Origin of the sequence: Chromobacterium sphagni, assembly GCF_001855575.1 — a bacterium.
In the GTDB taxonomy this organism is placed as follows: Bacteria; Pseudomonadota; Gammaproteobacteria; order Burkholderiales; family Chromobacteriaceae; genus Chromobacterium; species Chromobacterium sphagni.
In genome coordinates this window covers 3,129,420-3,156,076 of the sequence record NZ_MKCS01000001.1, presented here as the reverse complement: position 1 = coordinate 3,156,076, position 26,657 = coordinate 3,129,420, and the positions used below count along the sequence as shown (strand labels likewise).

Annotated in this window: 25 protein-coding genes and 1 tRNA gene; 18 read left to right on the top strand and 8 right to left on the bottom strand. The window is 64.1% G+C overall.

What is annotated here, in order from left to right; genetic code table 11:
* Nucleotide 1 precedes the first annotated feature (1 nt).
* Together BI347_RS14615 and BI347_RS14610 are read left to right on the top strand one after the other, a co-directional pair.
* Nucleotides 2–1,081 (top strand): sulfate/molybdate ABC transporter ATP-binding protein, encoded by a 1,080-nt coding sequence (locus BI347_RS14615; RefSeq protein WP_071112361.1) that lies wholly within the window; start codon nucleotides 2–4, stop codon nucleotides 1,079–1,081.
* Nucleotides 1,078–2,007 carry a CysB family HTH-type transcriptional regulator gene (locus tag BI347_RS14610; RefSeq protein WP_071112362.1) on the top strand — a complete coding sequence of 310 codons (930 nt, stop codon included), beginning with the start codon at nucleotides 1,078–1,080 and terminating at the stop codon, nucleotides 2,005–2,007. The genes BI347_RS14615 and BI347_RS14610 overlap by 4 nt, the downstream gene beginning before the upstream one ends.
* Nucleotides 2,008–2,071: 64 nt before the next feature.
* On the opposite strand, the gene BI347_RS14605 is transcribed toward BI347_RS14610, so the two are convergent.
* The 3 genes from BI347_RS14605 to BI347_RS14595 form a co-directional block, all read right to left on the bottom strand.
* Entirely contained in the window at nucleotides 2,072–3,364 is a 1,293-nt protein-coding gene (locus tag BI347_RS14605; protein WP_095210799.1) for an L-cysteine desulfidase family protein, read from the bottom strand.
* Nucleotides 3,365–3,472: 108 nt separating this feature from the next.
* Complete coding sequence (locus BI347_RS14600) at nucleotides 3,473–4,702, bottom strand: MFS transporter (protein WP_071116431.1); 1,230 nt, start codon at nucleotides 4,700–4,702, stop codon at nucleotides 3,473–3,475.
* Between the two features lie 49 nt (nucleotides 4,703–4,751).
* Complete coding sequence (locus BI347_RS14595; protein WP_071112364.1) at nucleotides 4,752–5,354, bottom strand: phosphatase PAP2 family protein; 603 nt, start codon at nucleotides 5,352–5,354, stop codon at nucleotides 4,752–4,754.
* 263 nt (nucleotides 5,355–5,617) lie between these two features.
* On the opposite strand from BI347_RS14595, the gene BI347_RS14590 reads away from it, so the two are divergent.
* Genes BI347_RS14590 through BI347_RS14555 form a run of 8 tightly spaced genes read left to right on the top strand, consistent with a single transcriptional unit; the run spans nucleotide 5,618 to nucleotide 15,081 of the window.
* Nucleotides 5,618–7,633, top strand: coding sequence for a hypothetical protein (locus BI347_RS14590; RefSeq protein WP_071116176.1), 2,016 nt, complete (start codon nucleotides 5,618–5,620; stop codon nucleotides 7,631–7,633).
* Between the two features lie 10 nt (nucleotides 7,634–7,643).
* Entirely contained in the window at nucleotides 7,644–8,744 is a 1,101-nt protein-coding gene (locus BI347_RS14585; protein WP_071112366.1) for a ferritin-like domain-containing protein, read from the top strand.
* A 38-nt stretch (nucleotides 8,745–8,782) separates the two neighbouring features.
* The gene (locus BI347_RS14580) at nucleotides 8,783–9,997 is read left to right on the top strand and encodes a 3-dehydroquinate synthase (protein WP_071112367.1); all 1,215 of its coding nucleotides are present in this window, start codon (nucleotides 8,783–8,785) and stop codon (nucleotides 9,995–9,997) included.
* Nucleotides 9,994–11,208, top strand: coding sequence for a metabolite traffic protein EboE (gene eboE / locus BI347_RS14575; protein ID WP_071112368.1), 1,215 nt, complete (start codon nucleotides 9,994–9,996; stop codon nucleotides 11,206–11,208). The genes BI347_RS14580 and eboE overlap by 4 nt, the downstream gene beginning before the upstream one ends.
* The gene (locus tag BI347_RS14570; protein WP_083338892.1) at nucleotides 11,205–12,056 is read left to right on the top strand and encodes a UbiA family prenyltransferase; all 852 of its coding nucleotides are present in this window, start codon (nucleotides 11,205–11,207) and stop codon (nucleotides 12,054–12,056) included. Before eboE ends, BI347_RS14570 begins: the two co-directional genes overlap by 4 nt.
* A gap of 25 nt (nucleotides 12,057–12,081) precedes the next feature.
* The gene (locus tag BI347_RS14565) at nucleotides 12,082–12,774 is read left to right on the top strand and encodes an EboA domain-containing protein (RefSeq protein WP_071116175.1); all 693 of its coding nucleotides are present in this window, start codon (nucleotides 12,082–12,084) and stop codon (nucleotides 12,772–12,774) included.
* Nucleotides 12,761–13,654 carry a TatD family hydrolase gene (locus BI347_RS14560; protein WP_071116174.1) on the top strand — a complete coding sequence of 298 codons (894 nt, stop codon included), beginning with the start codon at nucleotides 12,761–12,763 and terminating at the stop codon, nucleotides 13,652–13,654. Before BI347_RS14565 ends, BI347_RS14560 begins: the two co-directional genes overlap by 14 nt.
* 8 nt (nucleotides 13,655–13,662) lie before the next feature.
* Complete coding sequence (locus BI347_RS14555) at nucleotides 13,663–15,081, top strand: alkaline phosphatase family protein (protein ID WP_071116173.1); 1,419 nt, start codon at nucleotides 13,663–13,665, stop codon at nucleotides 15,079–15,081.
* Between the two features lie 46 nt (nucleotides 15,082–15,127).
* Here BI347_RS14555 and BI347_RS14550 read toward each other — a convergent pair.
* Both BI347_RS14550 and BI347_RS14545 read right to left on the bottom strand, forming a co-directional pair.
* Nucleotides 15,128–15,203 (bottom strand) — tRNA-Asn (locus BI347_RS14550).
* Between the two features lie 105 nt (nucleotides 15,204–15,308).
* Nucleotides 15,309–18,260, bottom strand: a complete 2,952-nt coding sequence (locus BI347_RS14545; protein ID WP_071116172.1) for an Rne/Rng family ribonuclease — start codon at nucleotides 18,258–18,260, stop codon at nucleotides 15,309–15,311.
* 524 nt (nucleotides 18,261–18,784) lie between these two features.
* Between BI347_RS14545 and BI347_RS14540 the strand changes: the two genes are divergently transcribed.
* The 8 genes from BI347_RS14540 to BI347_RS14505 all read left to right on the top strand — a co-directional run bounded on the left by BI347_RS14540 (nucleotide 18,785) and on the right by BI347_RS14505 (nucleotide 24,693).
* Complete coding sequence (locus tag BI347_RS14540) at nucleotides 18,785–19,717, top strand: RluA family pseudouridine synthase (RefSeq protein WP_071112412.1); 933 nt, start codon at nucleotides 18,785–18,787, stop codon at nucleotides 19,715–19,717.
* Entirely contained in the window at nucleotides 19,717–20,373 is a 657-nt protein-coding gene (locus BI347_RS14535; protein ID WP_071116171.1) for an HAD family hydrolase, read from the top strand. The genes BI347_RS14540 and BI347_RS14535 overlap by 1 nt, the downstream gene beginning before the upstream one ends.
* Complete coding sequence (locus BI347_RS14530; protein WP_071112414.1) at nucleotides 20,349–20,708, top strand: Rieske (2Fe-2S) protein; 360 nt, start codon at nucleotides 20,349–20,351, stop codon at nucleotides 20,706–20,708. The genes BI347_RS14535 and BI347_RS14530 overlap by 25 nt, the downstream gene beginning before the upstream one ends.
* Before the next feature lie 42 nt (nucleotides 20,709–20,750).
* Nucleotides 20,751–21,692, top strand: coding sequence for a S49 family peptidase (locus tag BI347_RS14525; RefSeq protein ID WP_071116170.1), 942 nt, complete (start codon nucleotides 20,751–20,753; stop codon nucleotides 21,690–21,692).
* Nucleotides 21,693–21,707: 15 nt separating this feature from the next.
* On the top strand, nucleotides 21,708–22,526 hold the full coding sequence (motD, locus tag BI347_RS14520) for a flagellar motor protein MotD (protein WP_071116169.1): 819 nt from the start codon (nucleotides 21,708–21,710) through the stop codon (nucleotides 22,524–22,526).
* Nucleotides 22,523–23,113, top strand: coding sequence for a malonic semialdehyde reductase (locus BI347_RS14515; protein ID WP_071112417.1), 591 nt, complete (start codon nucleotides 22,523–22,525; stop codon nucleotides 23,111–23,113). Before motD ends, BI347_RS14515 begins: the two co-directional genes overlap by 4 nt.
* A 65-nt stretch (nucleotides 23,114–23,178) precedes the next feature.
* Complete coding sequence (locus BI347_RS14510) at nucleotides 23,179–24,213, top strand: quinone-dependent dihydroorotate dehydrogenase (RefSeq protein WP_071116168.1); 1,035 nt, start codon at nucleotides 23,179–23,181, stop codon at nucleotides 24,211–24,213.
* Nucleotides 24,214–24,231: 18 nt separating this feature from the next.
* Nucleotides 24,232–24,693, top strand: coding sequence for an outer membrane lipoprotein (locus BI347_RS14505; protein WP_071116430.1), 462 nt, complete (start codon nucleotides 24,232–24,234; stop codon nucleotides 24,691–24,693).
* 57 nt (nucleotides 24,694–24,750) lie between these two features.
* On the opposite strand, the gene BI347_RS14500 is transcribed toward BI347_RS14505, so the two are convergent.
* From BI347_RS14500 to fur, 3 genes are read right to left on the bottom strand one after another with little or no spacing between them, the layout of a single operon-like run.
* Nucleotides 24,751–25,482, bottom strand: coding sequence for an arginyltransferase (locus BI347_RS14500; protein WP_071112419.1), 732 nt, complete (start codon nucleotides 25,480–25,482; stop codon nucleotides 24,751–24,753).
* Nucleotides 25,469–26,170 carry a leucyl/phenylalanyl-tRNA--protein transferase gene (aat, locus tag BI347_RS14495; protein WP_071116167.1) on the bottom strand — a complete coding sequence of 234 codons (702 nt, stop codon included), beginning with the start codon at nucleotides 26,168–26,170 and terminating at the stop codon, nucleotides 25,469–25,471. The genes BI347_RS14500 and aat overlap by 14 nt, the downstream gene beginning before the upstream one ends.
* Entirely contained in the window at nucleotides 26,167–26,598 is a 432-nt protein-coding gene (gene fur / locus BI347_RS14490; RefSeq protein ID WP_071112421.1) for a ferric iron uptake transcriptional regulator, read from the bottom strand. Before fur ends, aat begins: the two co-directional genes overlap by 4 nt.
* Between the last annotated feature and the right edge of the window lie 59 nt (nucleotides 26,599–26,657).

Genomic DNA, 26,657 nt, shown 5'->3' with positions numbered 1-26,657 from the left:
GATGAGCATACAGGTAAACCATATCCGCAAGGCCTTCGGCGCCTTCACCGCGCTGGACGACGTCAGCCTGGACTTCCCCAGCGGCGAGCTGGTGGCGCTGCTGGGCCCGTCCGGCTGCGGCAAGACCACGCTGTTGCGCATCATCGCCGGCCTGGAACAGGCCGATGGCGGCCAGGTGCTGCTGGACGGCGCCGACGCCTCCGCCACCCATGTGCGCGAGCGCCAGGTGGGCTTCGTGTTCCAGCACTACGCCTTGTTCCGCCACATGAGCGTGTTCGACAACGTCGCATTCGGCCTGCGGATGAAGCCGCGCAAGGAACGTCCGTCCGAAGCCGGGATCGCGCGCAAGGTGCACCAGTTGCTGGATCTGGTGCAGCTGGACTGGCTGGCCGACCGCTTCCCCGCGCAATTGTCCGGCGGCCAGCGCCAGCGCATCGCCCTGGCGCGCGCGCTGGCGGTGGAGCCGCGGGTGCTGCTGCTGGACGAACCATTCGGCGCGCTGGACGCCAAGGTGCGCAAGGAATTGCGCCGCTGGCTGCGCAAGCTGCACGACGAGCTGCACATCACCTCCATCTTCGTCACCCACGATCAGGAAGAGGCGCTGGAAGTGGCCGACCGGGTAGTGCTGATGAACCACGGCAAGGTCGAACAGATAGGCGCGCCGGCCGAGGTCTACCGCCAGCCGGCCAGCGCCTTCGTCTATGGCTTCCTCGGCAGCGCCAACCGTTTTTCCGGTCACAGCCGCGCAGGCGGCATCATCGTCGGCTCGTCACTGCTCGATGCAGAACACCAGCTGGCGCCAGGCCGGGAGGCGCAGGCCTTCGTCCGCCCGCATGAGCTGGCCATCCTGCCCGACGCCCATGGCGCGGGCCTGCCGGCCCAGGTGCAACGCATCCTGACGCTGGGCGCTCTGTCGCGAATAGAGCTGGAAGGCCGCGACGAACTGGCCGGCCAGCAATTCGACGCCGAATTGCCAGCCGACGACCCGCTGCTCTCCAGCCTGGCGGCCGGCCAACCGGTGCGACTGCAAGCGCGCAGCGCCAAGGTTTTCGCCACCACGACACAGGCAGGTGAAGCATGAATTTCCAGCAACTGCGCATCATTCGCGAAACCGTGCGCCAAGGCTTCAACCTGACCGAAGTCGCCAACGCGCTGTTCACCTCGCAATCCGGCGTCAGCAAGCACATCAAGGATCTGGAGGACGAACTGGGCGTGGAGCTGTTCATCCGCAAGGGCAAGCGTTTCCTCGGCCTGACCGACCCCGGCAAGGAGCTGTTGACCATCGTGGAACGCATGCTGCTGGACGCAGGCAACATCAAGCGCCTGGCCGAGCAGTTCAGCCTGCGCGACGAAGGGCAACTAACCATCGCCACCACCCATACCCAGGCGCGCTACGCCTTGCCGCAGGTGGTCACCGCCTTCAAACGCGCCTTCCCGCGCGTGCACCTGGTACTGCACCAGGCCAGCCCGGACGAGCTGGTGCGCCTGCTGCTGGCCGGCGACGCCGACATCGGCATCGCCACCGAGGCGGTGACGGAGGTTTCGGAACTGGTATCCTTCCCCTACTACAGCTGGAACCACTGCGTGATCGCCCCGCCGGAGCATCCGCTGCACAGCCAGCAGCTGACGCTGGAGACGCTGGCGGAATACCCGCTGGTCACCTACCACCACGGTTTCACCGGCCGCGCCCGCATCGACAGCGCCTTCGCCGAGGCCGGCCTGGCGCCGGACATCGTGATGGCGGCGCTGGACGCCGACGTGATCAAGACCTACGTCGAACTGGAGCTGGGGGTCGGCATCGTCGCCTCGATGGCGGTGGACCCGCTGCGCGACCACGGCGTGCAGGTGGTGGCCGGCGAGCCCTTGTTCGGCCAGCAGACCAGCCGCATCGCCATTCGCCGCGGCCATTACCTGCGCAGCTACGCCTACCGTTTTATCGAACTGTGCGCGCCGGCGCTGAACGAAAAGAGCGTGCGCCAGGCGCTGAGCCCGGCGACGCAGGAATAGGTGCCCCGCGCCGCAAGCAAAAAGGCCCGGCGATGCCGGGCCTTCTTCGTTGGAACACGCCGGCTCAACGCTTGTGCATCATGATCTGCAGGATCTGAGTGTCGGTCTCCACCATGCCGCGGCTGGCCAGCCGGCCCAGGTTCTCGATCGACTGGTCGACGTCGTGGGCGACGATGCCCTCGTTGCCGGTGACGCGGGTGCCGTCCAGCGCCATCAGCACCGCCTTGTAGGCGGAGCCGGCCGAGGTGGACACCTTCATCGCGCAGCTATTGGACGCGCCGTCGCAGATCATGCCGGCCAGATCGCCTATCATGCTGGAAATCGCCATGCTCACCGCCGAGTAGCTGCCGTCCAGCAGATAGGCCATGCCCGCGCCCGCGCCCATAGACGCGGTGGTGACCGCGCACAGCGCCGACAGCTTGGGCAGGCGGATGTGGATATAGACGGCGATCAGGTGCGACAGCGCCAGCGCGCGCACCAGCGTCTCCTGGTCAACCTTCAGATGCTCGGCCACCACCACCACCGGCATGGTAGCGGCGATACCCTGGTTGCCGGAGCCGGAGTTACTCATCGCCGGCAGCGTGGCGCCGCCCATGCGCGCGTCCGACGCGGCGGTGGTGCGGGTCAGGATGCGGGTGAGCAGGCCTTCGGACAACAGGCCGGCCTCGACCTGGCGCTGCAGGGTGGCGCCGATGTGCAGGCCGTATTTGCCGCCCATGCCCTCGTCCGCCAGCGCGCTGTTGAGCACCGCCGCCTGATGGATGAAGGCGATCATTTCATACGGCGCGCGGGTGGCGAAGTCGTAGACGTCGCTCGCGGTGGCATCGCCCAGATCATAATTTTCCAACGGCTTGGCGTTGGCCGGGTCCACCTCCAGCAATATCTCGCCGTTGCGCTCGATGCGCACCACATTGGTGTGGGCGTCGGCAATCGCCACCCGGGCGCACTCGTCGCCGTGCCAGACACAGGCCTCGGCGTACAGCAGATTGGACACATTGGCTACGCCCAGATTGATCCTGCCATCGGCTATCATCTGCTTGCCGGCCGCCACCTGCTCCACCGTCAGGCCTTTCAGCACCTCCAGCTTGCCGTCCGGGTCGCCACCCAGCGCGCCCACCGCCGCCGCGATAGCCAGACCCAGGGTCCCGGTGCCGGGCACGGTGACGGCCATGCCGTTCTTCATCAGATTAGGCGACACCAGCGCATCGATGCGCTCCGGCGTCCTGCCCAACTGGCGGGCGGCCATCGCCGCGGCCAGCGCCAGCGAGATCGGCTCGGTACAGCCCAGCGCCGGCACCACCTCCTGCTTCAGGGCCTTGACGAACTCAGGCCACAGACTTGCTTCACGTTCTGACATGCTCATTCCACCGACACAAAACAAATTGGTATAAGTAAATAACTTTCAGATTACTTTACCATCATCCACGACAGACGTGTGCTTAAAAAACAGGCAAGCTGTCCGGCATCAATCGCATCCCGCATCCAGGTTTTTGCCAAGCCCGGCCGACAGCAGCAAGGCCAGCACGGCAAACCCTGCGCCGCCGTAGAATGTGGCCTCTGCGCCCAGCCATTGCCAGACGCCGCCGGCCACCGCGCTGGCCAGCAAGGTTGCCGCTCCGGCAAACAGATTGAACAGACCGAAGGCCGAGCCTTCCAGCCCCGTAGGCACATGATCCGCCACCAGCGCCGATAGCAAACCCTGGCTGCAGCCCAGGTGCAGCCCCCACAGCAACGCGCCGAGCAGCAGCAAAGGCACGCCGGAAGCCAGGCCCAAGGCCAGGTCGGCCAGAATCAGGATCGACAGGGAAAGCTGCAGCAGATGACCGCGGCGGACGTGGTCGGACAACCAGCCCAGCGGATAGGCGCTCAACGCGTAGCTGGCCGACATCGCCGCCATCGACAGCGGCGCCCAGGCCAGCGGCAAACCCAGCTGCGAGCCGCGCAGCACCAGAAAAGCCTCGCTGAATCGGGCCAGGGTGAACACCGCCCCCAACAGCACCACGCCCCAGAATGCGGCGGGAAACCGCCGCAGCGCCGCGTGGGACAACGCCAGCGGCCGGCTGACTCGCACGCCGGACGCAATCGGCTCCCGCACCCAGAAAACGATGGCGAACACCGCCAGCCCTGCCGGCAACAACGACCACCACAAAACACTGCGAATGTCGTCGCGGTAGAGATACATCAGGGCGATCGCCAGCAGCGGTCCCAGCAGCGCGCCGGTGGTGTCCATGCTCTGGCGCAGGCCGAAACTGGCGCCGCGGATGGCGGGAGGAGTGATTTCGGCGATCAGCGCATCGCGCGGCGCGCCGCGGATGCCCTTGCCCATGCGGTCGACAAAGCGCGCCAACAGCACGGTGGACGCCGAATGGGCCAACGGGAACAGTGGCTTGGATAGCGCGGCCAGACCATAGCCGAGCAATACCAGCGGCTTGCGCCGCCCCAGCCAGTCGCTGAGCGCGCCGGAAAACACCTTGCAGATCAGCGCGGTGGCTTCGGCGACGCCCTCGATCAAGCCTATCGTCAACATCGGCACGCCCAGCGTGCCGGCCAGAAACAAGGGCAGCAGGCTGTGCGCCAGCTCCGACGAAACATCCATCAGCAGGCTGACCGCGCCGAGCACCCAAACGCCTGCAGGAATGGCCGGCCTGTCGCTGCGCGGGCCGGGAGACAAAAACTGTCGGAAGAAGCGCGGCATGAAGATTCCCGTAGCATGCCAGCCGGAAAACATCTTGCCGCTGTCAGATTCAGCGCCTGATCAGCCCGGCTGCGATAGGTTTGGCCAACAGGCGACGGTACAGCGACTCCAGCGCCGCGGTCGGCGCCCGGTTCTGCCGCGCCCATGCCGGCGACAAGACAGCGTACCAGAAGATGGACACCAGCAAGGCGCCCAGCATATCGAGGGGGAAATGCACGCCAAGAAAAACCCGCGCCCAAGCCACCGCGGCGCCAACGATGGCCAGCACCCAGCCCCAGCCCCACGCCGGACTGAACCACCAGCACAGCGCCATCATAGCGAAAATGGTGCCGTGATTGCTGGGGAAGGACGGCGTGGCGTCATGCAGCAGGAAGGCGTGGCCGATCGGCATGGCAAACGGCCGGGGATGGGGCCAGACAAGGCCGATAAGCCAGTTGCCGAGCAAGGCGACACCCGTCAGCAGGCAAGACTTCAGCACGGTATCCCGCAACGCGGGACGACCCCACAGCCAGATCGAGCCGAGCAGCACCGGCAGCAGCAACAACAGGTCCTTGGCGATGAAGGTAGCTGCCTTGATGGCCAGCGGCGCGGTTTCAGGCGTGGCGTTGATCAGCAGGAACAACGATTGATTCAGGGATTCGATGAAAGCCATTCGGATGCGGATCAAGCCGGGCGTGGCTGCCCGGCATCGTGAAAGTCAAAGGGGTGCCATATTAGGGCGAATCGGATCCACTTGGTTCCTGTCAGAGCAAAAATACCATATGCATTAGCAGGTGGATTACGGTCCTGGCTTGCCGCGGAAAAGCTTCCACCTGCACCAAAGTACAGTCCAGGCAATTTGCATGTCATGACAAGCCCCCCCTATTCTGGCTGAGGGTCCCGGCTTAACCAACCCCCTCCTCCGAAGGAACAGGCATGAGTTATCTAGACGCCCCGCGCATCAACTTCACCGGCGTATTCCAGGCGGATCCGTCCACCGTCAACAACGACGTCCGTTATTACGACAACGAAGCTTTCCGCCCGGAATATCAGCAACAACATTACCCGGGCGACGGGCCGGAAGGCGCGGAAGGCTACTGGAATCCGGAAGGCACCGGCATCTTCCGCTTCATAGAATGCAAGATCACCGGGGCTCAGCTGGGCGATCAACTGCTCACCAGCCCGGAGCAAGACCCGGTGATCGGCCTGCGGGTGGAAAACGCCGACCGGCAGGCACCGGGCAAGATCGTCGATCTGGACCCGCAAATGCAGTACGTCTCCCAGCTGTGGGGCGTGCAAGTACGGCTGGCGAGCCCGACCGAACGCGCGCTGTTTTGCGGCGATCTGCTGCCGGTGGCATTGATGAACCTGTGGCGGCGCCAACTCAACCAACAAAGCCAGTGGGAACAACCCATGGCCGCCAGCTACCAGTCCATCCTGCACGACGTGGCCTGGCAAGACGGTACCGGCTCGCCGGTGCTGGAGGCGCTGCGCGCGGCCAGCGAGGAAGGCCTGTTGTCGATCAACTTCAATCTATACGGCTATACCCGCGACAACCAGAGCCAGCGCTTCACCATGGGCCTGCTCAGCGGCAGCATCGGCCCCTGCCGCAGCAAGGAGCCCAAGCATTTCGTGATGGGCCGCCATCTGACCACCCCGCTGCAACCCACCACGCCGAACGGCGCGCCCTTCCCCACCCAGCCGCTGGGCGGGGTTTATGGCTTCCAGTGCGTCAATCGCGCCGAACAGCAAACCCTTTACGCCGATTTCGGCCTGGCGCTGCCCATCACCAACGCCACCGGCCAGCTACACAATATCGGCACGCTGACGCTGGCGCTGCTGATAGACAGCGTAGATGCCATTCCGAAAAGCGTGTCTGCCAGCCAGTTCGCCCCGCTAGGCACGGTCGACTATCTGCATGAGGGCTGGTACACCCGCACCGCCGGCATCCAGGGCTTCTGTTACGCCGTCGGTGCCGGGGACAGCGCCGACGACGCCGACAACAAGAAGCGCATCGCCTCCTATCTGCAACAGCGCCCGCTGCTGCTGCTTGGGCCGCAACAAAGCAGCGGCAACTACCCGGTACTCACCTACGAAGCCGCCAATGGGCAGTATGCGCGGGCCGACGGCCATGTGTTCCGCCTGAACCCGGACCAGCCGCAGCCGGTGGATTTCTATGCCAGCCAATTCGGCAAGCCGCTGGCCACCAGCCTGTACGTCTGGCAGTTGCCGCCAGGCAATCCCAACAGCAATCCAATGGGCGGCACCGGCATGGGAGACAATTCGCTGACGCCCCCGGTGCACACACCGCAAGTGGGCTTTCCCGAGGCCAGCCTGCATGTGCCGGAACAGGTAGAAACCGACTTCTACGGCAAGGGCACGCTGACGCTGCTGGCATCGCCGCCGCTGGGCGAAGCGCCTCGCGGCTATATAGACGGCCAGCTGTACGCGCTCAGCTACGACTTCCAGCCGCCGCCGGGCACCCGCGCCGGCCGGATGGAGACCGCGCCCGGCGGGCCATACTGCAGCTACTGGAATTTCGTCAGCCTGCTGGTCTTCAACAAGGTGGCAGTGCCGCAGCAGCCGACTTGGGAGCGCGACATCCAGCCCATCCTGCAGCAATACGGCAACCTGTATCCGATCATGAGCCGCCATCTGGTGGACCTGGGCAACTACGAATCGGTCCGAACCCACCGCCGGGCGCTGCTGCTGGCGTTCTCGCTACCGCCGACCGACCCCAACTACATGCCGGTGTCGCGCGACCTGTCCGACGCCAAGCGCGAAATGCTGCTCTCCTGGTTGAGCGCGATGCCCCCAGAACAGGAAGCACAACAAACCCAGGCAGGACAGCCGGAACCGGAAATCATCGAGATAGAACTGCGGGAGAAAGAGGCCCACCAGCAGCGACAGGCCCGAGTCGCCGAATCCCCCAGCCAGCAAACGACCAAATAGAGGACCTGCCATGTTCAAGATCGACCCGAAATTCATCCAGGACCTGCTCAACGTCACCACGCCGGCGCAGCTTCACTTCTATCTGCAGAAGGCAATAGAGCTGGAACACAGCACCATCCCGCCCTATCTGACGGCGATGCTGTCGCTGAAACCGACCACCAATCGCGAAATCTCCCAGCTGATCCACGGCATCGTGATGGAAGAGATGCTGCACATGACCATCTCCGCCAACATCCTGATCGCCATAGGCGGCCATCCACGCATCAATACGCCGGGCTTCATCCCCAAATACCCCGGCCCGCTGCCAATGAGCATCGGTAACGACCTGATCGTCGGCATCGAGGCCTTCAGCCTGGAACTGGCGCGCGACACTTTCATGGCGATAGAGGAGCCAACCGATCCGATACCGATCCACGAGTTGCGGCGCCTATACGCGGCAGGCCAGGCGGGGCCGCAGTTCCACACCATCGGCGAGTTCTACGACAGCATCAAGCTCAAGCTGGACGAGCTGCGGGATCAGTTGCAATTCGGCCAGCTGGAACAACAAGTGCTGGGCTACTTCCCGCCCAAGGTGCTGTTTCCTATCACCGACGTGGACAGCGCCCAGGCGGCGATAGACGTGATCATCACCCAGGGCGAAGGCACCCACTCCATGCCCTACCAGGACCCCAATGCGCCAGAGAAGCTGCAGGACCTGGCCCACTACTACAAGTTCGAGTCCATCGTCCATCAGCGCGGCATCACGCCCTGTCCCGAAGGCGACGGCTACTGTTTCGGCGGCAAGCCCATCCCGTTCAATCCGGAAGGCGTATGGCCGATGCCTCCCACACCCAAGCCGGAGGACTACCCGGAAAACAGCCAGGAGCGCACGCTGATAGAGCGTTTCGCCTACAGCTACAGCAGCCTGCTCAACAGCTTGCACCGCGCCTTCAACGGTGAACCGGGGCAGATGGACGCCGCCATCGGCCTGATGTTCGATCTGAAGGTGCTGTCGGCCAGCCTGATGAACCCCTCTATGCTGCTTGGCAATGAAAGCGGCCAAACCAACAAGCCTCCGATCGGACTGGCCTTCGTCTATCGCAATGTGCAGAACGGCATGGGCTACGACTAAGCCCCAGCCTGTCCCTTCCACTCCGGAGCGCGCGCCATATGCCAGAACTGGACAATAGCCAGCAGACCGAGGACCTTCCCTGCGACGCGGTGCATCAGCGTTTCAGCGTTTCCTTCGAATATCCGGTGCTGTTCACCCGCAAGCTGCTGCAAGCGGACAACCACACGCTGCGCCACGCCATCTGCCGGCACGAACCCCACATCCGGCACCGCTTTGTCGTGATCATCGACCAAGGCGTCGCCCGGCACCACCCAGACCTGGCAACCGACTTCGAACGCTACGCAGACCATCACCGCGACCGACTGCAACTAGCCGCCCCGCCGCGCGTGCTGCCCGGCGGCGAACTGGTCAAGAACCACCCCGCCATGCTGGAGGCGTTGCAACAATGGCTGCATGACGAGCATATCGACCGCCACAGCTACGTCGTCATCGTCGGCGGTGGCGCGCTGCTGGATATGGCGGGCTTCGCCGCCGCCACCGCCCACCGCGGCATCCGCACCATCCGCGTCCCCACCACGGTGCTGGCGCAGAACGACTCTGGCGTAGGCGTCAAAACCGCTGTCAACGCCTTCGGCAGCAAAAACTTCCTGGGCAGCTTCACGCCGCCCCATGCCGTGATAAATGACTACGACTTCATCCTCACCCTCCCCGTGCGCGCCCGGATTTCCGGCATGGCCGAGGCGGTGAAGGTGGCTGCCATCCGCGACATAGACTTCTTCCGCTGGCTGCAGGAACACGCCATGGCCTTGCGCCAGGGCGAAGACGAAGCCTGCCAATGGATGATACGCCGCTGCGCGGAGCTGCATCTGCGGCACATCGCCGGCGCCGGCGACCCATTCGAATTCGGCAGCGCCAGGCCGCTGGATTTCGGCCACTGGGCGGCCCACAAGCTGGAGTCCATGAGCAAATACCAGCTCAGCCACGGCGAGGCGGTAGCCATCGGCATGGCGCTGGACACCTGTTACGCGGTCCTGTGCGGGCTGCTGCCGGTCCAAGCCGCCAATCAGCTATGCCTATTGCTGGAAAAACTGGGCTTCACGCTCTGGACCCCGCTGCTAGAATTGCGCGACGGCCAGGGCCAATACCAGCTGCTGAGCGGCCTGGACGAATTCCGCGAACATCTGGGCGGCGAACTGACCATCACCCTGCTGCAGGATCTGGGCCATGGCGTGGAGGTTCATCAGATCGACAAGCCGCTGCTGGCAAGCAGCATAAGCTGGCTCAAGCACGGCATCCCAGAGGCCTGCGCATGAGGCTCGCCACCGCCGAAACGCCGGCGGCCGACCTGGGCCACCTGTGCTACTGCACCAATATCCATCCCGGAGACAGCTGGGAGGAGACGCGCGCGGCGCTGGGCAAATACCTGCCGGAAATCAGGGCGCAGGCCTCGCCCGGCATGCCCTTCGGCGTGGGCCTGCGCCTGTCAGAGCTGGCCGCGCGGCAATTGGAAGATCAGCCGGAGCGGCTGCCGGAATTCATCCAGTTTCTATCGCGCCACCAGCTGTACGTCTTCACCCTCAACGGCTTCCCCTATGGCCAATTTCATGGCGCGGGCACCAAACGCCGGGTCTATCTGCCAGACTGGCGCCACCCGGAACGCCTGGCATACAGCAACCGGCTGGCGCGGCTGCTCTGCCGGCTATTGCCGCCGGACATCGACGGCAGCATCAGCACGCTGCCCGGCGCCTATGCCGCGCATCTGGACCATCCGGCCCAGGACGCGCAGCCCATAGCCGAACAACTGCTGCAACACGCTGCCATCCTGCATCGACTGCATATGGAAAGCGGCCGCTGCATCCGCCTGGCGCTGGAGCCGGAACCGGAATGCCTGCTGGAAACCACCGCCGACGCCATCGGCTTCTTCCAACGGCATCTGCTCACCCCGCAGGCGCTGCGCCGTCTGGCGGAGCTATGCCAATGCCCGCCGAATCATGCGGAAACGTTGCTGCGGCGCCATCTCGGCGTTTGTCTGGACTGCTGCCACGCCGCCGTGGAGTTTGAAGACATCGAAGCCAGCCTGCAGCAGTTGAGCTCCGCCGGCATCGCCCTGGTGAAGCTGCAACTGAGCGCCGGCCTCAAGCTGGACAGGGTCCAACCCTCCCATCGCGCCCAACTCCGCTCGTTCGCCGAAGACCACTATCTGCACCAGGTGGTGCAGCGCACGCCATCCGGGCTGAGACGCTTCGACGACCTGCCTGCCGCGCTGGAATACCTGGAACAAGCCTATGGCGCCGAATGGCGCATCCATTTCCACGTGCCGCTGTGGACCCGGCAGTTGGGCGACTTCTCCAGCACCCAGGACTGCGTGCGGCAAGTGCTGGCACGCCATCGCCGCCAAGCGCTGACCAGCCACCTGGAAGTGGAAACCTACAGCTGGCACGTGCTGCCGCCGGCATTCCGGGACGGCAACCTGGTCGATGCGATATGCCGCGAATTGAAATGGGTGAAGGAGCAGCTACAATGATCAACTGGCGCGTCGCATCGCGACTGGGACGGATATCCAACCTGCCTACGGTATGGAGCAATGTCGCCGCCGGCGCCGCGCTGTCCGGCCAGCTGCCGCCGCCCGCCACCCTGTTGCTGCTGCTGTTGGCGCTATCGCTGATCTACACTGCCGGCATGTTCCTCAACGACGCCTTCGACCGCCGCATCGACGCGGTCGAACGGCCGGAACGGCCGATTCCCTCCGGGCAGGTCAGCCCCTTGGCGGTATTCGCCAGCGGTTTCGCCATGCTGGGCGCCGGCATATCGCTGCTCGCCTGCATGGGCCGGGCATCCTTGATTGCGGGGCTGCTGCTGGCCGGCTGCGTGCTGCTGTACGATCTGCACCACAAGCGGAACGCTTTCAGTCCGCTGATCATGGGGCTCTGCCGCGCGCTGGTCTACATCACCTCCGCGCTGGCGGTGACCGGGGGCCGGCTTCCCCCTCCCGTCTGGCTGGGCGCCAGCGTGCTTCTGGCCTATCTGATAGGCCTGACCTACGCCGCCAAGCATGAAAACCAGGGCCGCATCCAGCGGCTGCTCCCCCTGCTGGGCCTGGCCGCCCCGCTGCTATGCCTGCCGCTGGGACCGCCAAGCTGGCCGTTGCTGATCTGCCTCGGCCTGTTTCTGCTCTGGGTGGGACGCTGCGTCTGGCTGGCGATGTTCCGTCGCCAGCGCGACATCCGCACAGCGGTAGGGGGGCTGATAGCCGGCATCTCGCTGAGCGACGCCCTGCTGATGGCGGCGCACGACATGCCGTCATGGGCGCTGGCCGGCGCGCTCGCCTTCCTTCTCACCACACAGTTCCAACAACGCATCGCGGGTACCTGACTGCGCGCCCGACCTGGAGCCTGCCATGCTCAGCGACATCATCCAGCAGCAAATCGAACGGACCATCGGCCCCCTCACCGCGAAGACGCCCCGGCAATGGCTGGAAAAATTGCCTCCCGCGCTGGCGTCGCTGCCGGACACCGATGCGCTGCAGCAGCTTTACAGCACCAGCGCCCGCAGTCTGAAACCGCTGATCCAGCTGCCGCAGCAACTGCAGGAGGAACTACTGCGCGCCGGAGCCGTCACGCAGCAGGATTGGCAAGCCGGCGACATAGGCCGGCTGCTGTTGCTGCTGCGGACCCTGCCCGGAATGGACCGCGCGCAGGCGGATCAATGGTTGCTCCGCCTGTACCGGGGCGGCGACGCCAGCGAACAGCAAAGCCTGCTGCGCGCCTTGCCACTGCTGCCCGATCCCGAACGCCACCTGACCTTAGCCGTCGACGCCTGCCGCAGCCACATCCAGGGATGCTTTGAAGCCATCGCCTGCGAAAACAGCTATCCGGCGCGCTTTTTCCCGGAATTGAACTTCAACCAGATGGTGCTCAAGGCCTTGTTCACCCGCACCCCGCTATCGCGAATCCACGGGCTGCAGCAACGCCTGACCCCCCAGTTGCGCCAGATGGCGGCAGACCTGGCCAGCGAGCGGCGAGCCACCCAGTCCGACCTACCCGACGACATTTACCTGATCCTGAAAGGAAGCTGCCATGAAAATGTTTGATCCGCACATCCACATGAGTTCGCGCACCACCGACGACTACCAGGCCATGCGCCGCGAAGGCATACACGCCATCGTCGAGCCCGCCTTCTGGATGGGCCAGCCGCGCACCCATGTCGGCACCTTCGAAGATTATTTCCTGTCGTTGCTGGGCTGGGAACGCTTCCGCGCCAGCCAATTCGGCATCCGCCACTTTTGCACGCTGGGCCTCAACCCGAAGGAAACCAACAACGCCGATGTCGCCGATGGCGTGATCGCGTTGCTGGACCGCTACCTGGACAAGGACGGCGTGGTGGCGGTGGGCGAGATAGGATTCGACGATGAAACCGCGGCGGAAGAACGCTACTTCCAACTGCAGCTGGAGCTGGCCATCAAGCACCAGTTGCCAGTGCTGGTGCATACCCCGCACCGCGACAAGAAAGCCGGCACCATCCGCAGCCTGGATCTGGTGCGCGACAGCGGCATTGCCGAGGAAATGGTGCTGATCGACCACAACACCGAGGAAACCCTGCCGCGGGTGCTGGACAGCGGCTGTTGGGCAGGCCACTCAATCTACCCCAACACCAAAATGAGCGAGCCCAGGATGGTGGCACTGGTACAGCAATACGGCAGCGAGCGCATCATCATCAACAGCGCCGCCGACTGGGGCATCAGCGATCCGCTGAAAGTCCCCAAAACCGTTCACGCCTTCCGCCAGGCCGGCATCAGCGAACGCGACATCGAAACCATAGTCTGGCGCAACCCCATCCGCTTCTTCGCGCAAAGCGGCAGGCTGGACATCGCAGAAGCCGAGAGCTGCCTCGACGTAGACCAGCGCCGGCAATGGCAGGGCAATTCCGTGCTGCGCGGCCAGCAACCGCAAGTCGACACCCTCGATCAATAGGCCATGCCATGCCGCGCGCCATCGTGCTCAATATCGTCGGACTGACACCCAGGCTGCTGCAATACGCGCCGGCGCTCAGCCAGTTGGCCAGGGACGGCTGCATGCGGCCGCTGGCTACCATCACCCCCGCCCTCACCTGCCCGGTTCAAGCCACCTTTCTCACCGGCGCACCGCCCAGACAGCATGGTTGCGTGGCCAATGGCTGGTATTCCAGGGAGCTGGCCGAGCCGCTGTTCTGGCGGCAGAGCAACGCGCTGATCCAGGGCGAAAAAGTATGGCATGAGGCGCGGCGGCGCCATCAGGACTTCAGCTGTGCGCAATTGTTCTGGTGGTACAACATGTACGCCGACGTGGAGTGGAGCGTCACGCCGCGGCCGATCTACAAGGCCGATGGCCGCAAGATTCCCGATTTCTACAGCGCTCCGGCGGCGTTGCATCAGGAGCTGCGCCAGCGGCTGGGGGATTTTCCTCTGTTCCATTTCTGGGGCCCGGCCAGCGACATCCGCTCCAGCCGCTGGATCGCCGATTGCGCGCTACACCTCTACCACAGCCGCCAACCCAAGCTGACCCTGGTCTACCTGCCCCATCTCGACTACAGCCTGCAGAAGCTGGGACCTGATCATCCGCAAATCCCTCGGGAAGTGGCGGCAGTGGATCAGCTGTGCGCGGAATTGATCGCCGCCGCGCGCCAGGACGGCAGCCGCATCCTGGCGCTATCCGAGTACGGCGTCACGCCGGTGCGCGGCGACATCGCCATCAACCGCGCGCTGCGGCAGGCCGGCTGGCTGCAAGTAAGGGAGGAGCAAGGGGAGGACAAGCTGGATTGCGGCGCCTCGGCCGCGTTTGCGCTGGCCGACCACCAGATCGCCCATATCTATGTCCGCCGGCCGGAGTTGGTAGACGAAGTGAAAGCGTTATTGCGGCAATTGGACGGCGTGGAGATGGTGCTGGACGAGGCGGGAAAGCAGCTGTACGGACTCAACCATCCCCGTTCGGGCGAACTGGTCGCCATCAGCCGGGTTGACCGCTGGTTCAGCTACTATTACTGGCTGGACCAGGCCAAGGCCCCGGACTTCGCCCGTACCGTGGACATCCACCGCAAGCCCGGCTACGACCCGGTGGAGCTGTTCCTCGACCCGAAACTGCCGTTGCCCAAGCTGCGCATTGCCTGGACGCTGCTGAAACGCAAGCTGGGGCAACGCAGCTTATTGAATGTGATTTCGCTGGACGGCTCGCTGGTGCAGGGATCGCACGGCAGGCCGACGGACAAGCCAAGCGATGGTCCGCTGCTGATCAGTTCCGAACCAGATAGTCTGTCTGGCGACATGATCCCCGCCACGGCGGTGCGGGACATCATGTTGGCGCATCTCGAGCCCAGCATCGCCCCGCAGCGCCATCATAATGCCATGCCGGCCGCCGCCGGCTGAAATGCAAAAAGCCCGCACATTGCTGTACGGGCTTTTCTTGATTTTTTGGCTCCCCGAGCAGGGCTCGAACCTGCGACCTGCGGATTAACAGTCCGTCGCTCTACCGACTGAGCTATCAGGGAACATTTAGAGAGAAGCATAATACCCTTCTCTCAAAAACCTGTCAACACCCGACATGGGATACGCAGCAAAAAGCCGTTGCCGGCCTTTTGCCTGGACCCTATCCATCAATCGTTGCGGGTTTCCACCTGCACCAGTTGCAGCGGCGCCGGGGCGTCGCTTGCGGAGCCGGCCACCACATCGCGACGGCGCGGCCCCTGCTGCAGCTCGGGCTCGACCACCGCCTGAGCCTGCTCGACTGCCGGTTTGGTAGCAATCATCACCAGCCCGCCCAAATCCTGGGGCTTCGCTTCCGTCGTCTCCGGCGCAACTTCCACCACGCGCGGCGCAAGCACAGGCTCGGCTACCGCAGCCACTTGCTCAAGCGCAGCGGGCTGCGCTTCAACAACTGCTGCAACCACGTCGGAGACTTCCGGCTGCGCCTCGGTCACGACATCCGCCACCACAGCTTCGGCGATCGGCGCGGCCGACTCCGGCTCGGCACGAGCTTCCACCACCACCGTGGCAGACACCACCACCGGCTCGGCTTGCGGCTCGGCCGCAATCACAGCCACAGACTCGGCAACCAAGACCGGCTCCGGCTGCTGGATCTGCTCTTGCACGACAACAGCTTCTTCCGCTACCGGGGCAGCCTCCTGCTCGACAACAGGCTTGGCTTGCTGATCGGCTTCCGGCTGGGCGACCGGCTGGGCTTCAATAACCGCATCCACTGCAATCGCAGCAACAGCGGCAACTGCAGCCACACCAGCGGCATCGGCAACCGGAGCTTCCGCGCCCGCCGCCACCGCCGAACCTTCCGGCGCATCGCGGCGGCGATCACGGCGGCTGCGGCGGCGACGGCGCTCGCCGCGTTCCTGCAACTCGGCCTGTTCCGCCTGTTCTGCCTCGCTATCCAAGCGCAGCTCTTCCTGCATCGGCTTCTCGGCTTCCACCGGAGCAGCCACCGGCGCCTGACGGCGGCGCGGTTCCGGCTTATCCAGTTTCTCGGCCTTGTCGCTCACGCGCTCTTCACGCACCGGCTGTTCGCGCACTTCCTTCGCTTCGCGCGGCTCGCGCGGTTCGCGGCGGCGGTTGCCGCGCGGCTCGCGCGGTTCGCGTACCTCGCGCGGTTGCTCGTTGCGCTCTTCGCGCTCGCGGCCTTGCGCTTCCTTGCGTTCGCCACGCTCGCTGCGCTCAACATCCTTGCGCTCGCCGCGTTCATCCTGGCGACGCTGCCTGCCGTCATCCTGGCGCTGCTCGTGATCGCGACGCGCCTGACCGCCGGTGCGGCGCTCCTGATTACGCTGGCGGTTGCCGCGCTGTTCACGGGAAGCTGGAGCCGGCTTTTTCTTGGCTTCCGGTTCCGGCGCCTTCTCCGGTTCGGCGAACAGGCCCTTGACCCAGGACACCAGCCCAGCGAACAAACCTGCCTCGACCACCGGCTTGGCGGCTATCGGCGCGGCAACGGTCGGAGCCGGTTGCTGCGGCGTGATGCCCTTGACCGCGGCTTCCTGGCGCTCCACCTTCGGCTTTTCCTGGCCGAAGTTGGTGATCACATCCTCTTCCTGCACTTCCACGCGGCTGTAGCTAGGCGCCTCGCCCAGTTCGGCCATATCGTCGTGGCGCACACGCACGATCTTGTAATGCGGGGTTTCCAGATGGATGTTGGGGATCAGCACTACATCGACGTCCAGACGCTCTTCGATCGAATGGATCTCGGCGCGCTTTTCGTTGAGCAGGAAGGTGGCCACATCCACCGGCACCTGCGCATGCACCGCGCCGGTGTTTTCCTTCATCGCCTCTTCCTGAATGATGCGCAGGATGTGCAGCGCCGACGACTCGGTGCCGCGGATGAAGCCGATGCCATGGCAACGCGGACATGGCTCATGGCTGGTCTCGCCCAACGACGGCTGCAGACGCTGGCGCGACAGCTCCAGCAGGCCGAAGCGGGACAGCTTGCCCATCTGCACGCGGGCGCGATCATGCTTCAGAACATCGCGCAGGCGGTTTTCCACATCGCGCTGGTTCTTGGCGTTTTCCATATCGATGAAGTCGATCACAACCAGGCCGCCCAGGTCGCGCAGACGCAGTTGACGGGCGATCTCCTCCGCGGCTTCCAGGTTGGTGCGGACCGCGGTTTCCTCGATGTCCGCGCCCTTGGTGGCGCGCGCCGAGTTGACGTCCACCGAAACCAGCGCTTCGGTATGGTCGATCACGATGGCGCCGCCGGACGGCAGCTGCACGCTGCGCGAGAAGGCGGTTTCGATCTGGTGTTCGATCTGGAAACGGGAGAACAGCGGCACATGGTCCTTGTACAGCTTCACACGCGACAGCATGTTGGGCATGACATGGCTCATGAACTGGCGGGCCTGGTCGTGGATCTCATCGGTGTCGATCAGCACTTCGCCGATGTCAGGATGGAAATAATCGCGAATGGCGCGGATCACCAGGCTGCCTTCCTGCAAAATCAGGAAAGGCGCGGACTGCGCGCCGGCGGCGCCATCGATGGCTCGCCACAGTTGCATCAGGTAGCCCAGATCCCACTGCAGCTCTTCCAGATTGCGGCCGATGCCGGCGGTGCGGGCGATCAGGCTCATGCCGTGCGACACTTCCAGCTGCGACAGCAGGTCTTTCAGCTCCTGGCGCTCCTCGCCCTCGATGCGGCGCGAAACGCCGCCGCCGCGCGGATTGTTGGGCATCAGCACCAGATAGCGGCCAGCCAGGCTGATATAGGTGGTCAGAGCGGCGCCCTTGTTGCCGCGCTCGTCCTTCTCCACCTGCACCACCACCTCCATGCCTTCGCGCAACACGTCCTGGATACGCGGACGACCGCCGTCATAGCCCTGGAAATAGGAGCGGGACACTTCCTTGAACGGCAGGAAGCCATGGCGTTCGGTGCCGTAATCGACAAAGCACGCTTCCAGCGAGGGCTCGATACGGGTGATCACACCCTTGTAGATATTGCCCTTGCGCTGCTCCTTGCCTACGGTTTCGATATCCAGATCGACAAGCTTCTGCCCGTCGACGATGGCGACGCGCAGCTCTTCAGCTTGCGTCGCGTTGAACAACATACGTTTCATTTACATTCCTTGCGCGGCACTCACGCAAGGATGCAGCCAGTATTTGACGGCCCAGTGACTATCGATGGGCGCTTTCCGAAAGAAGTGTCGACGTAAAGATCGAGAAAAACAGGTTTGTTGACAAGCCTACTTCCTGATTGGGTCACATGCAGCCCGTCAACTCTGTGCGCAAACGGCGCATCGGCTTGATAACCGATCCTGCCTACCAGGCAGGACAAACATCGACAGGACGGCTGACATGCCGGGTCAAACTTCGCTGCAAAATTCCCTGACTGGCTTAGCATCAGGAAACGGAATACTCGTGAGTGCGTTATGCGTATAAATGCATTACCATCGCTACTTTTCGGTGAGCGAGTTAACCTTGGCTGCGGCCGTGGATGATCGGCATCAGGTCAGGACACAGGCCCTGCCGGCCGTTTCGGATTTCCGCAGCAGCATCACGCAGAACAGGCCGTGACCTTGCTTTCCGATCCGCTGCCGCGCCGTGCTCGGCACAGCTGGGCAGCGCCACAAGTATAAGCAATATGACAGACATTCGCAAAGATTCCGTAACCTTCCTTGAAGTGGACGCAGAAGATGCCGGCCAACGGCTGGACAACTACCTGCAACGCCTGCTCAAGGGCGTCCCCAAGAGCCATATCTACCGCATCCTGCGCTCCGGCGAGGTGCGGGTGAACAAGGGCCGCGTCGACGCCAGCTACCGCGTGGCGGCCGGCGACCAGCTGCGCATTCCGCCGATCCGCGTCGCCGAACGCGCCGAGAAGAACGTGCCCGCAGCCACCTTCCCCGTCGTGTACGAAGACGATGCGATGCTGGTGATCGACAAGCCGGCCGGCGTGGCGGTGCACGGCGGCAGCGGCGTGTCCTTCGGCGTGATCGAGCAACTGCGCCAGGCTCACCCTGACTGGCGCTATCTGGAGCTGGTGCATCGCCTGGACCGCGAGACCTCCGGCCTCTTGATGCTGGCCAAGAAGCGCTCCGCGCTGACCCGCCTGCACGACATGATGCGCGACAACGTGCCGGACAAGCGCTACCTGGCGCTGGCGCTCGGCCACTGGCCGGAAAACGTCAAGCAGGTGAGGCTGCCGCTGTTCAAATACCATACCGCCGACGGCGAACGCCGCGTCAAGGTGGCGGAGGACGGCCAGTACGCTCACACCAACTTCGCCATCCAACAGCGCTACACTGAATTTACGCTGATGGAAGCGCATCTGCGCACCGGCCGCACCCACCAGATACGGGTGCACATGCTGGCCAACGGCTGCGCCATCGCCGGCGACGAGAAATACGGCGACTTCCCGCTGAACAAGGAGTTGGCCAAACGCGGCCTGAAGCGGATGTTCCTGCATGCCAAGAGCCTGACCCTGCCCCATCCGCTGACCGGCGCCACTCTGAAACTGGAGGCGCCGCTGCCGCCGGAGCTGGCCAAGTTCCTGAAAACCCTGGAGCCGCACTGATGCGAGAGTTCGACCTGGTGGTATTCGACTGGGATGGCACGCTGATGGACTCCACCGGCCACATTGTGGAGGCCATCCAGCAAGCCTGCCGAGAGCTGGACCTTCCGGTTCCCGACCGCGAAACCGCCAGCCACGTGATAGGCCTGCGGCTGGACAGCGCCCTGCTGCGCGCCTGCCCGAAGGTCGGATCGGACCGGCTGCCGGCGCTGGTCGACGCCTTCCGGCGCCACTACCAGACCAATCTGGATCAGGTCACGCTGTTCGAAGGGACGCGGGAAATCCTGCTGGCGATACGCGACAGCGGCGTCTTCGTCGCCATCGCCACCGGCAGCAGCCGCGCAGGCCTCGACCGGGCGCTGGCCGCCGCCGGCATCGCCGAATTGTTCGACGCCACCCGCACCGTGGATGAGTGCCACTCCAAACCGCATCCGGACATGCTGCTGCAACTGACCGCGCGCTTCGGCGTGAAGAGCGGCCGCACGCTGATGGTGGGCGATACCAGCCACGACCTGCTGATGGCCGGCAACGCGCGCTGCCACGGCGTCGGCATCAGCCATGGCGCGCACGCCGGCGAGCAACTGCAGCGCGACCACCCCCTGATCATCGTCCACTCGTTGACCGAGCTCGGCGCATGGCTGCTGCCAAGACTTGCCTGATCTGCCCGGCCGCCAACCTGCTGGACAGCGGTCCCGCCCACCGCTTTGAAATCGAACAGCCGGACGGCAGCCGCCTGCCGGCCTTCGCCATCCGCTACCAGGGCAAAGTCCACGCCTACCTCAACCGCTGTCGCCACATTCCGGTGGAGCTGGACCTGGAGGACGGCAAGATGTTCGACCTGACCGGCCACTACCTGATCTGCAGCATGCACGGCGCCCGCTATCATCCGGACACCGGCTATTGCAGCTGGGGCCCCTGCCGCGGCCAGTCGCTTACCCAGCTGGAAGTCATTGAACAAAACGGCCAAGTCTGGCTGAATGTCATGCCTGACTGATTTTTGCTAGACTTTTGGAATTCTCGCGGAGCACACCCTATCATGAGCGACACCCCCAACTGGGAACGTCAATTGCTGGAAAAGCTGGCCACCGCAGCCCTGGTGGAGCAACGCCGCGCACGCCAGTGGAAGATCTTCTTCCGCCTGGCATGGCTGATGATCATAGGCGTCATTGTCGTCAGCCTGTTCATGCGCCATGAAGACAAAACCGGCTCCGGCCTGGCCGGCGGCAGCGGCCACAGCGCGGTGATCAAGCTGGACGGCGTGATCAGCAGCGACAACGACAGCGGCGAGAAGCTGGTGGAAGCGCTGGACCAGGCCTTCCGCGACCGCAATACCAAGGGCATCATCATCGAGGCCAACAGCCCCGGCGGCAGCCCGGTGCTGTCCGGCATGGTCTACGATGAAATCCGCCGCCTGAAAAAGCTGCATCCGCCCACCCCGGTCTACGTGGTGGTCAGCGAGGTCTGCGCATCAGGCTGCTACTACATCGCCGCCGCCGCCGACAAGATCTTCGTCGACAAGGCCAGCATCGTCGGCTCCATCGGCGTACTGTCCGACGGCTTCGGCTTCACCGGCGCCATGGACAAGCTGGGCATCGAGCGACGGCTGAAAACCGCCGGGGAAAACAAGGCGATGGGCGACCCGTTCTCGCCGGTCAACCCCAAGCACGAAGCGATACGCCAGCAGTTGCTGGACGACATCCACCAGCAGTTCATCCAGGCGGTGCGCGACGGCCGCGGCAAACGCCTGCAGAATGATCCGCAGATGTTCAGCGGCATGGTATGGCTGGGCGAGAAGGCCATTCCCCTGGGGCTGGCCGACGGCCTGGGCACCGTGCCGTCGGTGGCGCGCGACGTGATCAAGGCGGACAAGACCGTCGACTACACCCAGCAGGACGACTTCTCCAGCCGCGTGGCCCGCCGCATAGGCGTGCAATTCGCCGGCGGGGTCAAGTCGCTGTTCAATACCGAACTGTTCTAGGCAGCGGAGGCTGACATGGCATCCAGGCGCAAGCGGCAAGAGGAAGAACATGAAAACCATGAACGCTGGCTGGTTTCCTACGCCGACTTCATCACCCTGCTGTTCGCCTTCTTCGTCGTGATGTACGCCATCTCGTCGCTGAACGAAGGCAAATACCGCGTGATGTCGTCCGCCATCATGGACGCCTTCCGCAGCGGCACGGTGGTCACGGTGCAGACCTCCCCGCCCAACGGCGGCGCCAACACCATGATAGAAATCCCGCAGACCAAGCCCATCTCCAAGAGCATCAAGGCGGACCACCACGTGGAGGAGGCCGCCAAGCTGGGCCAGTTGACGCAGAACCTGGCCAAGGTGCTCGGTCCACTGGTCCAGAGCGGCGAAGTCACCATCACCCAGAGCAACCAGGGCATCAACATCGACATCCGCGACAGCGCGCTGTTCGCGGTCGGCCAGGCGGTGCCCAACCAACAATCGCTGCCGCTGATGTCCAGCATGGCCAAGCTGCTGTCTGGCGTGGACAACTCCATCAAGGTGGAAGGCTTCACCGACGATGTGCCGATCCGCACCCCCTCCTTCCCATCCAATTGGGAACTGTCGGCCGCCCGCGCCGGCGGCGTGGTGCGGCTGTTCCAGGAAAACGGCATAGAAGCCAGCCGCATGGTAGCAGTCGGCCACGGTGCCAATCTGGCGGTTGCCGACAACGCCACCACCGATGGCCGCGCCCGGAACCGCCGCGTCACCATCTCGGTGCAGGCCAATGACGCCTCCGGCGCGCCGATGGATGCGGCAGCCGCCCAGACAACACCCCCCACCCCAACCGAGGTAAAACCATGAGCACTCCCATCTCTCATGCCACGCTGGAACAACTGTTCCTGAATGCCCGCACCCACAGCCACTGGCAGCCGCGCCCGGTAGAGGACGAAGTGCTGCGTCAGCTGTTCGACCTGCTCAAGCAATGCCCCACCAGCGCCAATTGCTCGCCGGGCCGCTTCGTCTTCGTCAAGGGCGAAGCCGCCAAGCAAAAACTCAAGCCTTGCCTGGCACCGGGCAACGTGGACAAGACCATGGCCGCCCCGGTATGCGTGATCGTCGCCCACGACCTCCAGTTCTACGACCACCTGCCCAAGCTGTTCCCGCATGCCGACGCCAAGAGCTGGTTTGCCGGTAACGAGGCTCTGATCCAGACCACCGCCTTCCGCAACGGCACGCTGCAAGGCGCCTACCTGATCCTGGCCGCCCGCTCGCTGGGCCTGGACTGCGGCCCGATGTCGGGCTTCGACAACGCCGCGGTGGACGCCGCCTTCTTCCCGGATGGCCGCTTCAAGTCCAATTTCCTGATCAACCTGGGCTACGGAGAAGCCGATAAGCTGTTCCCACGCTCGCCGCGCTTCAACTTCGACGACGCCTGCCAGATCCTGTAAATAGCTCGCGCCGCCGCCGAAATGCCCGGTTATAATGCCGGGCATTTGTCTGCCCGGAGAATGCCATGCTGTACCCGCTGCTGCGCCCCCTGCTGTTCAAGTTCGACGCGGAAACCGCCCACGAGCAGACGCTCAAGCTGCTAGACCGCGCGCACCGGCTGCATCTGGGATCGCTGGCCGGCGGCCCCGCAGTCCGCCAGCCGGTAAAGGCAATGGGCCTGACCCTCCCCAACGCCGTCGGTCTGGCCGCCGGCCTGGACAAGAACGGCGGCCACATCGACGCGCTGGCCGATCTGGGCTTCGGCTTCATCGAGATCGGCACTATCACCCCCCGCCCCCAGGACGGCAACCCCAAGCCCCGCCTGTTCAGACTGCCCGAACACGAAGCCATCATCAACCGCATGGGCTTCAACAACCATGGCGTGGCCGCGCTGCTGGACAATGTGCGCCGTTGCAAATTCAAGGGCATGCTGGGCATCAATATCGGCAAGAATGCCATCACGCCGATAGAAAGCGCGGTGAACGACTACCTGAGCTGCCTGGACCAGGTTTACGCCCACGCCAGCTACGTCGCCGTCAACATCTCCTCCCCCAACACCAAGAACCTGCGCCAACTGCAACAGGGCGACGAATTGGGCAAGCTGCTGGCCGCATTGAAGCAGCGCCAGCAACAACTGGCGGACAGTCATGGCCGCTACGTGCCGCTGGCGGTGAAAATCGCGCCGGACCTGGACGACGAGCAGATCGCCGAGATCGCCCGCCTGCTGCGGCAGCATGCGCTAGACGGCGTCATCGCCACCAATACCACGCTGTCGCGCCACGAAATCGCCGGCCATCCGCTGGAAAATGAAGCCGGCGGCCTGTCCGGCGCGCCGGTGCGCAACCGCTCCACCGCGCTGATTCGCAAACTGGCCAAGGAACTTGACGGCGCGCTGCCTATCATAGGAGTGGGCGGCATCCTGTCCGGCAACGACGCCGTCGAAAAACTGGAAGCCGGAGCCAGCCTGGTGCAGCTGTACAGCGGCCTGATTTACCGCGGGCCGGAACTGGTCGGCGAATGCGCCAAGGCGGCAGCCCAGTATCTACAAGCTCGCACATGAGAAAGAATGGAGCAAAAAATGAAGACAACCCTCAGCCGCATGACCGTAATCGCCCTGCTGAGCGCCGGCGCGCTCAGCGGATGCGCAACCTCCGACTCCGCCGCCGTCTACTCCAAGGGTCAAATGCGCCAGGCGCAGACCGTGCAGTTCGGCACCGTGATCTCGGCGCAGAATGTCAAGATGGAAGGCCAGAACAATGAACTGCTGACCCTGGGCGGCGCCGCGCTGGGCGGCCTGGCCGGCAGCAATATCGGCGGTGGCAAGGGGCAGATCGCCGGCGGCATCGTCGGCGCGCTGGCCGGCGGCTACGGCGCCAAGGCCGCCCAAGAGGCGCTGGGCAAGAATGCGCTGGAAATCACCGTCAAGCTGGATACCGGACGGGTGATCTCCATCGTGCAGGAAGCGGACATCCCCTTCAGCCCCAACCAGCGCGTGAAAGTACTGAGCGGCGGCGGCAACGACCGAGTCGTGCCTTACTAAGCCAGCGCCACAATAGACAGGCCGCCCAAGGGCGGCCTGTTTTACGTCCAGCTTGGCTCAAGCCTGATCGGACAAGCCCTGCCATCGTCCGCCCTGCAGCGCCTGCAGCGGCCGGTAGTCGGCCTTGTAGGCCATCTTGCGGCAATCCGCTATCCAGTAGCCAAGGTAGACATAACTCAACCCCATCTGGCGCGCCTGCTCCACCTGCCACAGCACATTGAACACGCCGAGGCTCATATGCGCGTCGGCCGGGTCGTAAAAGGTGTAGACCGCCGACAGGCCATCCGCCAGCCGGTCCACCAGGCTCACCATCTTCAACTCGCCGTTCAGGCGGAACTCGGCCAGTTGGCTGTCCACACCGCTCTTCAGGATGAATTCGGAGTATTGCTGCGCGTCGTCGTCAGACATGCCGCCGCCGGCGTGACGCGTCTGCTGGTACAGCCGGTACAACGCGTAATGCTCGGCATCGAACGCCAACGGCAGCCATCTGGCCGTCAGCCCGCCACCGCGCCGCCACACCTTGCGCTGCGTGCGGTTGGGATGGAACTGCTCCACCGGCAACCGCACCGGGATGCAGGCCTGACAGGCATCGCAATAGGGACGATAGGTATACAGCCCGCTGCGGCGGAACCCCAGCCTCACCAACTGGCTGTAAACGCCGCTGTCTATCGCCTCGGCCGGAATGGCGACCTGGGAACGGGCCTGGCGTCCCGACAGATAGCTGCATGGATAAGGCGCGGTGGCGTAGAAATGGATCGCCGCGACCTGGCCGGCTTCACGATGACTCATGGCGGTAATGGTAGTCCCACATTTGACTAGGCTGCGGCTGCCGGATCTTCTCCTTCAGAGTAGCAAGAAAAACATCGCGCGGCACCAGACATGCGCCCAGGCTCTCCAGATGCGCGGTATGCATCTGGCAGTCAATCATTTCCACGCCCTGGCCCGCCAGATGGCGCACCATGTGCACGAAGGCCAGCTTGGAGGCGTCGGTCCGGCGCGCAAACATCGACTCGCCATAGAACATGCGGCCGATGGCGATGCCGTAAAGGCCACCGACCAGCTCTCCGTCCATCCAGGTTTCAAAACTGTGCGCATAACCCAGCGCATGCAGCCGACAGTAGGCGGCCACCATCTCCGGCACGATCCAGGTGCCGTCCTGCCCCGGACGCGGCTGGGAGCAGCCTTGCATCACCTCGACAAAAGCGCTGTCCAGCCGGATTTCGTAATCGAGCTTGCGCAGGGCCTTGCCCAGCGAACGGCTGACTTTCAACTGCCCGGGGTACAACACCATCCGCGGTGCCGGAGACCACCATAAAATAGGCTCGCCATGGGAAAACCAGGGGAAAATGCCTTCGGAGTAGGCGCTGAGGATGCGCCCGGGGGACAAGTCTCCGCCGGCGGCCAACAAGCCGTTCGGATGACTCAGGGCCTGCTCTACCGGCGGGAAGACAGGCTCGGGACCGAGCCAGGGAATCATCCGCGGCGGCCGCCCTTGGCCAGGCAGTCCGGGCACTCGCCATACATGTACAGCGCGTGGTCGACGATGCGGAAACCCTGCTGCTCAGCGATGCGGTCCTGCAGCGCCTCGATCTCGGGATCGAAGAATTCCACCACCTTGCCACAGCTGACGCAGACCATGTGGTCGTGGTGACCGCCCTGATTCAGTTCGTACACCGCCTTGCCGGTCTCAAAGTGGTGACGCACCAGAATGCCGGCTTGCTCGAACTGGGTCAGCACCCGGTAAATGGTGGCGAGACCGATGTCGATGTTCTCCGCAAGCAGCTTGCGATAAACGTCTTCAGCGGACATGTGGCCGGAGTCTGCCTCCTCGAACAGGTCGAGGATTTTCAGACGCGGGCCGGTGGCTTTCAGGCCGATATCTTTGAGGTGACTGGCTTTGCTCATCGTGATATAAAGTGGGTCGATTTCGAATCATGATAAAGCCTTTTGACGGCTTTGCCTAA

Excerpts from the sequence above, each read along its gene's own strand:
- BI347_RS14615 (WP_071112361.1), top strand. The coding sequence starts at position 2 with ATGAGCATACAGGTAAACCATATCCGCAAGGCCTTCGGCGCCTTCACC.
- BI347_RS14610 (WP_071112362.1), top strand. The coding sequence starts at position 1,078 with ATGAATTTCCAGCAACTGCGCATCATTCGCGAAACCGTGCGCCAAGGC.
- BI347_RS14605 (WP_095210799.1), bottom strand. The coding sequence starts at position 3,364 with ATGTCAGAACGTGAAGCAAGTCTGTGGCCTGAGTTCGTCAAGGCCCTG.
- BI347_RS14600 (WP_071116431.1), bottom strand. The coding sequence starts at position 4,702 with ATGCCGCGCTTCTTCCGACAGTTTTTGTCTCCCGGCCCGCGCAGCGAC.
- BI347_RS14595 (WP_071112364.1), bottom strand. The coding sequence starts at position 5,354 with ATGGCTTTCATCGAATCCCTGAATCAATCGTTGTTCCTGCTGATCAAC.
- BI347_RS14590 (WP_071116176.1), top strand. The coding sequence starts at position 5,618 with ATGAGTTATCTAGACGCCCCGCGCATCAACTTCACCGGCGTATTCCAG.
- BI347_RS14585 (WP_071112366.1), top strand. The coding sequence starts at position 7,644 with ATGTTCAAGATCGACCCGAAATTCATCCAGGACCTGCTCAACGTCACC.
- BI347_RS14580 (WP_071112367.1), top strand. The coding sequence starts at position 8,783 with ATGCCAGAACTGGACAATAGCCAGCAGACCGAGGACCTTCCCTGCGAC.
- eboE (WP_071112368.1), top strand. The coding sequence starts at position 9,994 with ATGAGGCTCGCCACCGCCGAAACGCCGGCGGCCGACCTGGGCCACCTG.
- BI347_RS14570 (WP_083338892.1), top strand. The coding sequence starts at position 11,205 with ATGATCAACTGGCGCGTCGCATCGCGACTGGGACGGATATCCAACCTG.
- BI347_RS14565 (WP_071116175.1), top strand. The coding sequence starts at position 12,082 with ATGCTCAGCGACATCATCCAGCAGCAAATCGAACGGACCATCGGCCCC.
- BI347_RS14560 (WP_071116174.1), top strand. The coding sequence starts at position 12,761 with ATGAAAATGTTTGATCCGCACATCCACATGAGTTCGCGCACCACCGAC.
- BI347_RS14555 (WP_071116173.1), top strand. The coding sequence starts at position 13,663 with ATGCCGCGCGCCATCGTGCTCAATATCGTCGGACTGACACCCAGGCTG.
- BI347_RS14545 (WP_071116172.1), bottom strand. The coding sequence starts at position 18,260 with ATGAAACGTATGTTGTTCAACGCGACGCAAGCTGAAGAGCTGCGCGTC.
- BI347_RS14540 (WP_071112412.1), top strand. The coding sequence starts at position 18,785 with ATGACAGACATTCGCAAAGATTCCGTAACCTTCCTTGAAGTGGACGCA.
- BI347_RS14535 (WP_071116171.1), top strand. The coding sequence starts at position 19,717 with ATGCGAGAGTTCGACCTGGTGGTATTCGACTGGGATGGCACGCTGATG.
- BI347_RS14530 (WP_071112414.1), top strand. The coding sequence starts at position 20,349 with ATGGCTGCTGCCAAGACTTGCCTGATCTGCCCGGCCGCCAACCTGCTG.
- BI347_RS14525 (WP_071116170.1), top strand. The coding sequence starts at position 20,751 with ATGAGCGACACCCCCAACTGGGAACGTCAATTGCTGGAAAAGCTGGCC.
- motD (WP_071116169.1), top strand. The coding sequence starts at position 21,708 with ATGGCATCCAGGCGCAAGCGGCAAGAGGAAGAACATGAAAACCATGAA.
- BI347_RS14515 (WP_071112417.1), top strand. The coding sequence starts at position 22,523 with ATGAGCACTCCCATCTCTCATGCCACGCTGGAACAACTGTTCCTGAAT.
- BI347_RS14510 (WP_071116168.1), top strand. The coding sequence starts at position 23,179 with ATGCTGTACCCGCTGCTGCGCCCCCTGCTGTTCAAGTTCGACGCGGAA.
- BI347_RS14505 (WP_071116430.1), top strand. The coding sequence starts at position 24,232 with ATGAAGACAACCCTCAGCCGCATGACCGTAATCGCCCTGCTGAGCGCC.
- BI347_RS14500 (WP_071112419.1), bottom strand. The coding sequence starts at position 25,482 with ATGAGTCATCGTGAAGCCGGCCAGGTCGCGGCGATCCATTTCTACGCC.
- aat (WP_071116167.1), bottom strand. The coding sequence starts at position 26,170 with ATGATTCCCTGGCTCGGTCCCGAGCCTGTCTTCCCGCCGGTAGAGCAG.
- fur (WP_071112421.1), bottom strand. The coding sequence starts at position 26,598 with ATGAGCAAAGCCAGTCACCTCAAAGATATCGGCCTGAAAGCCACCGGC.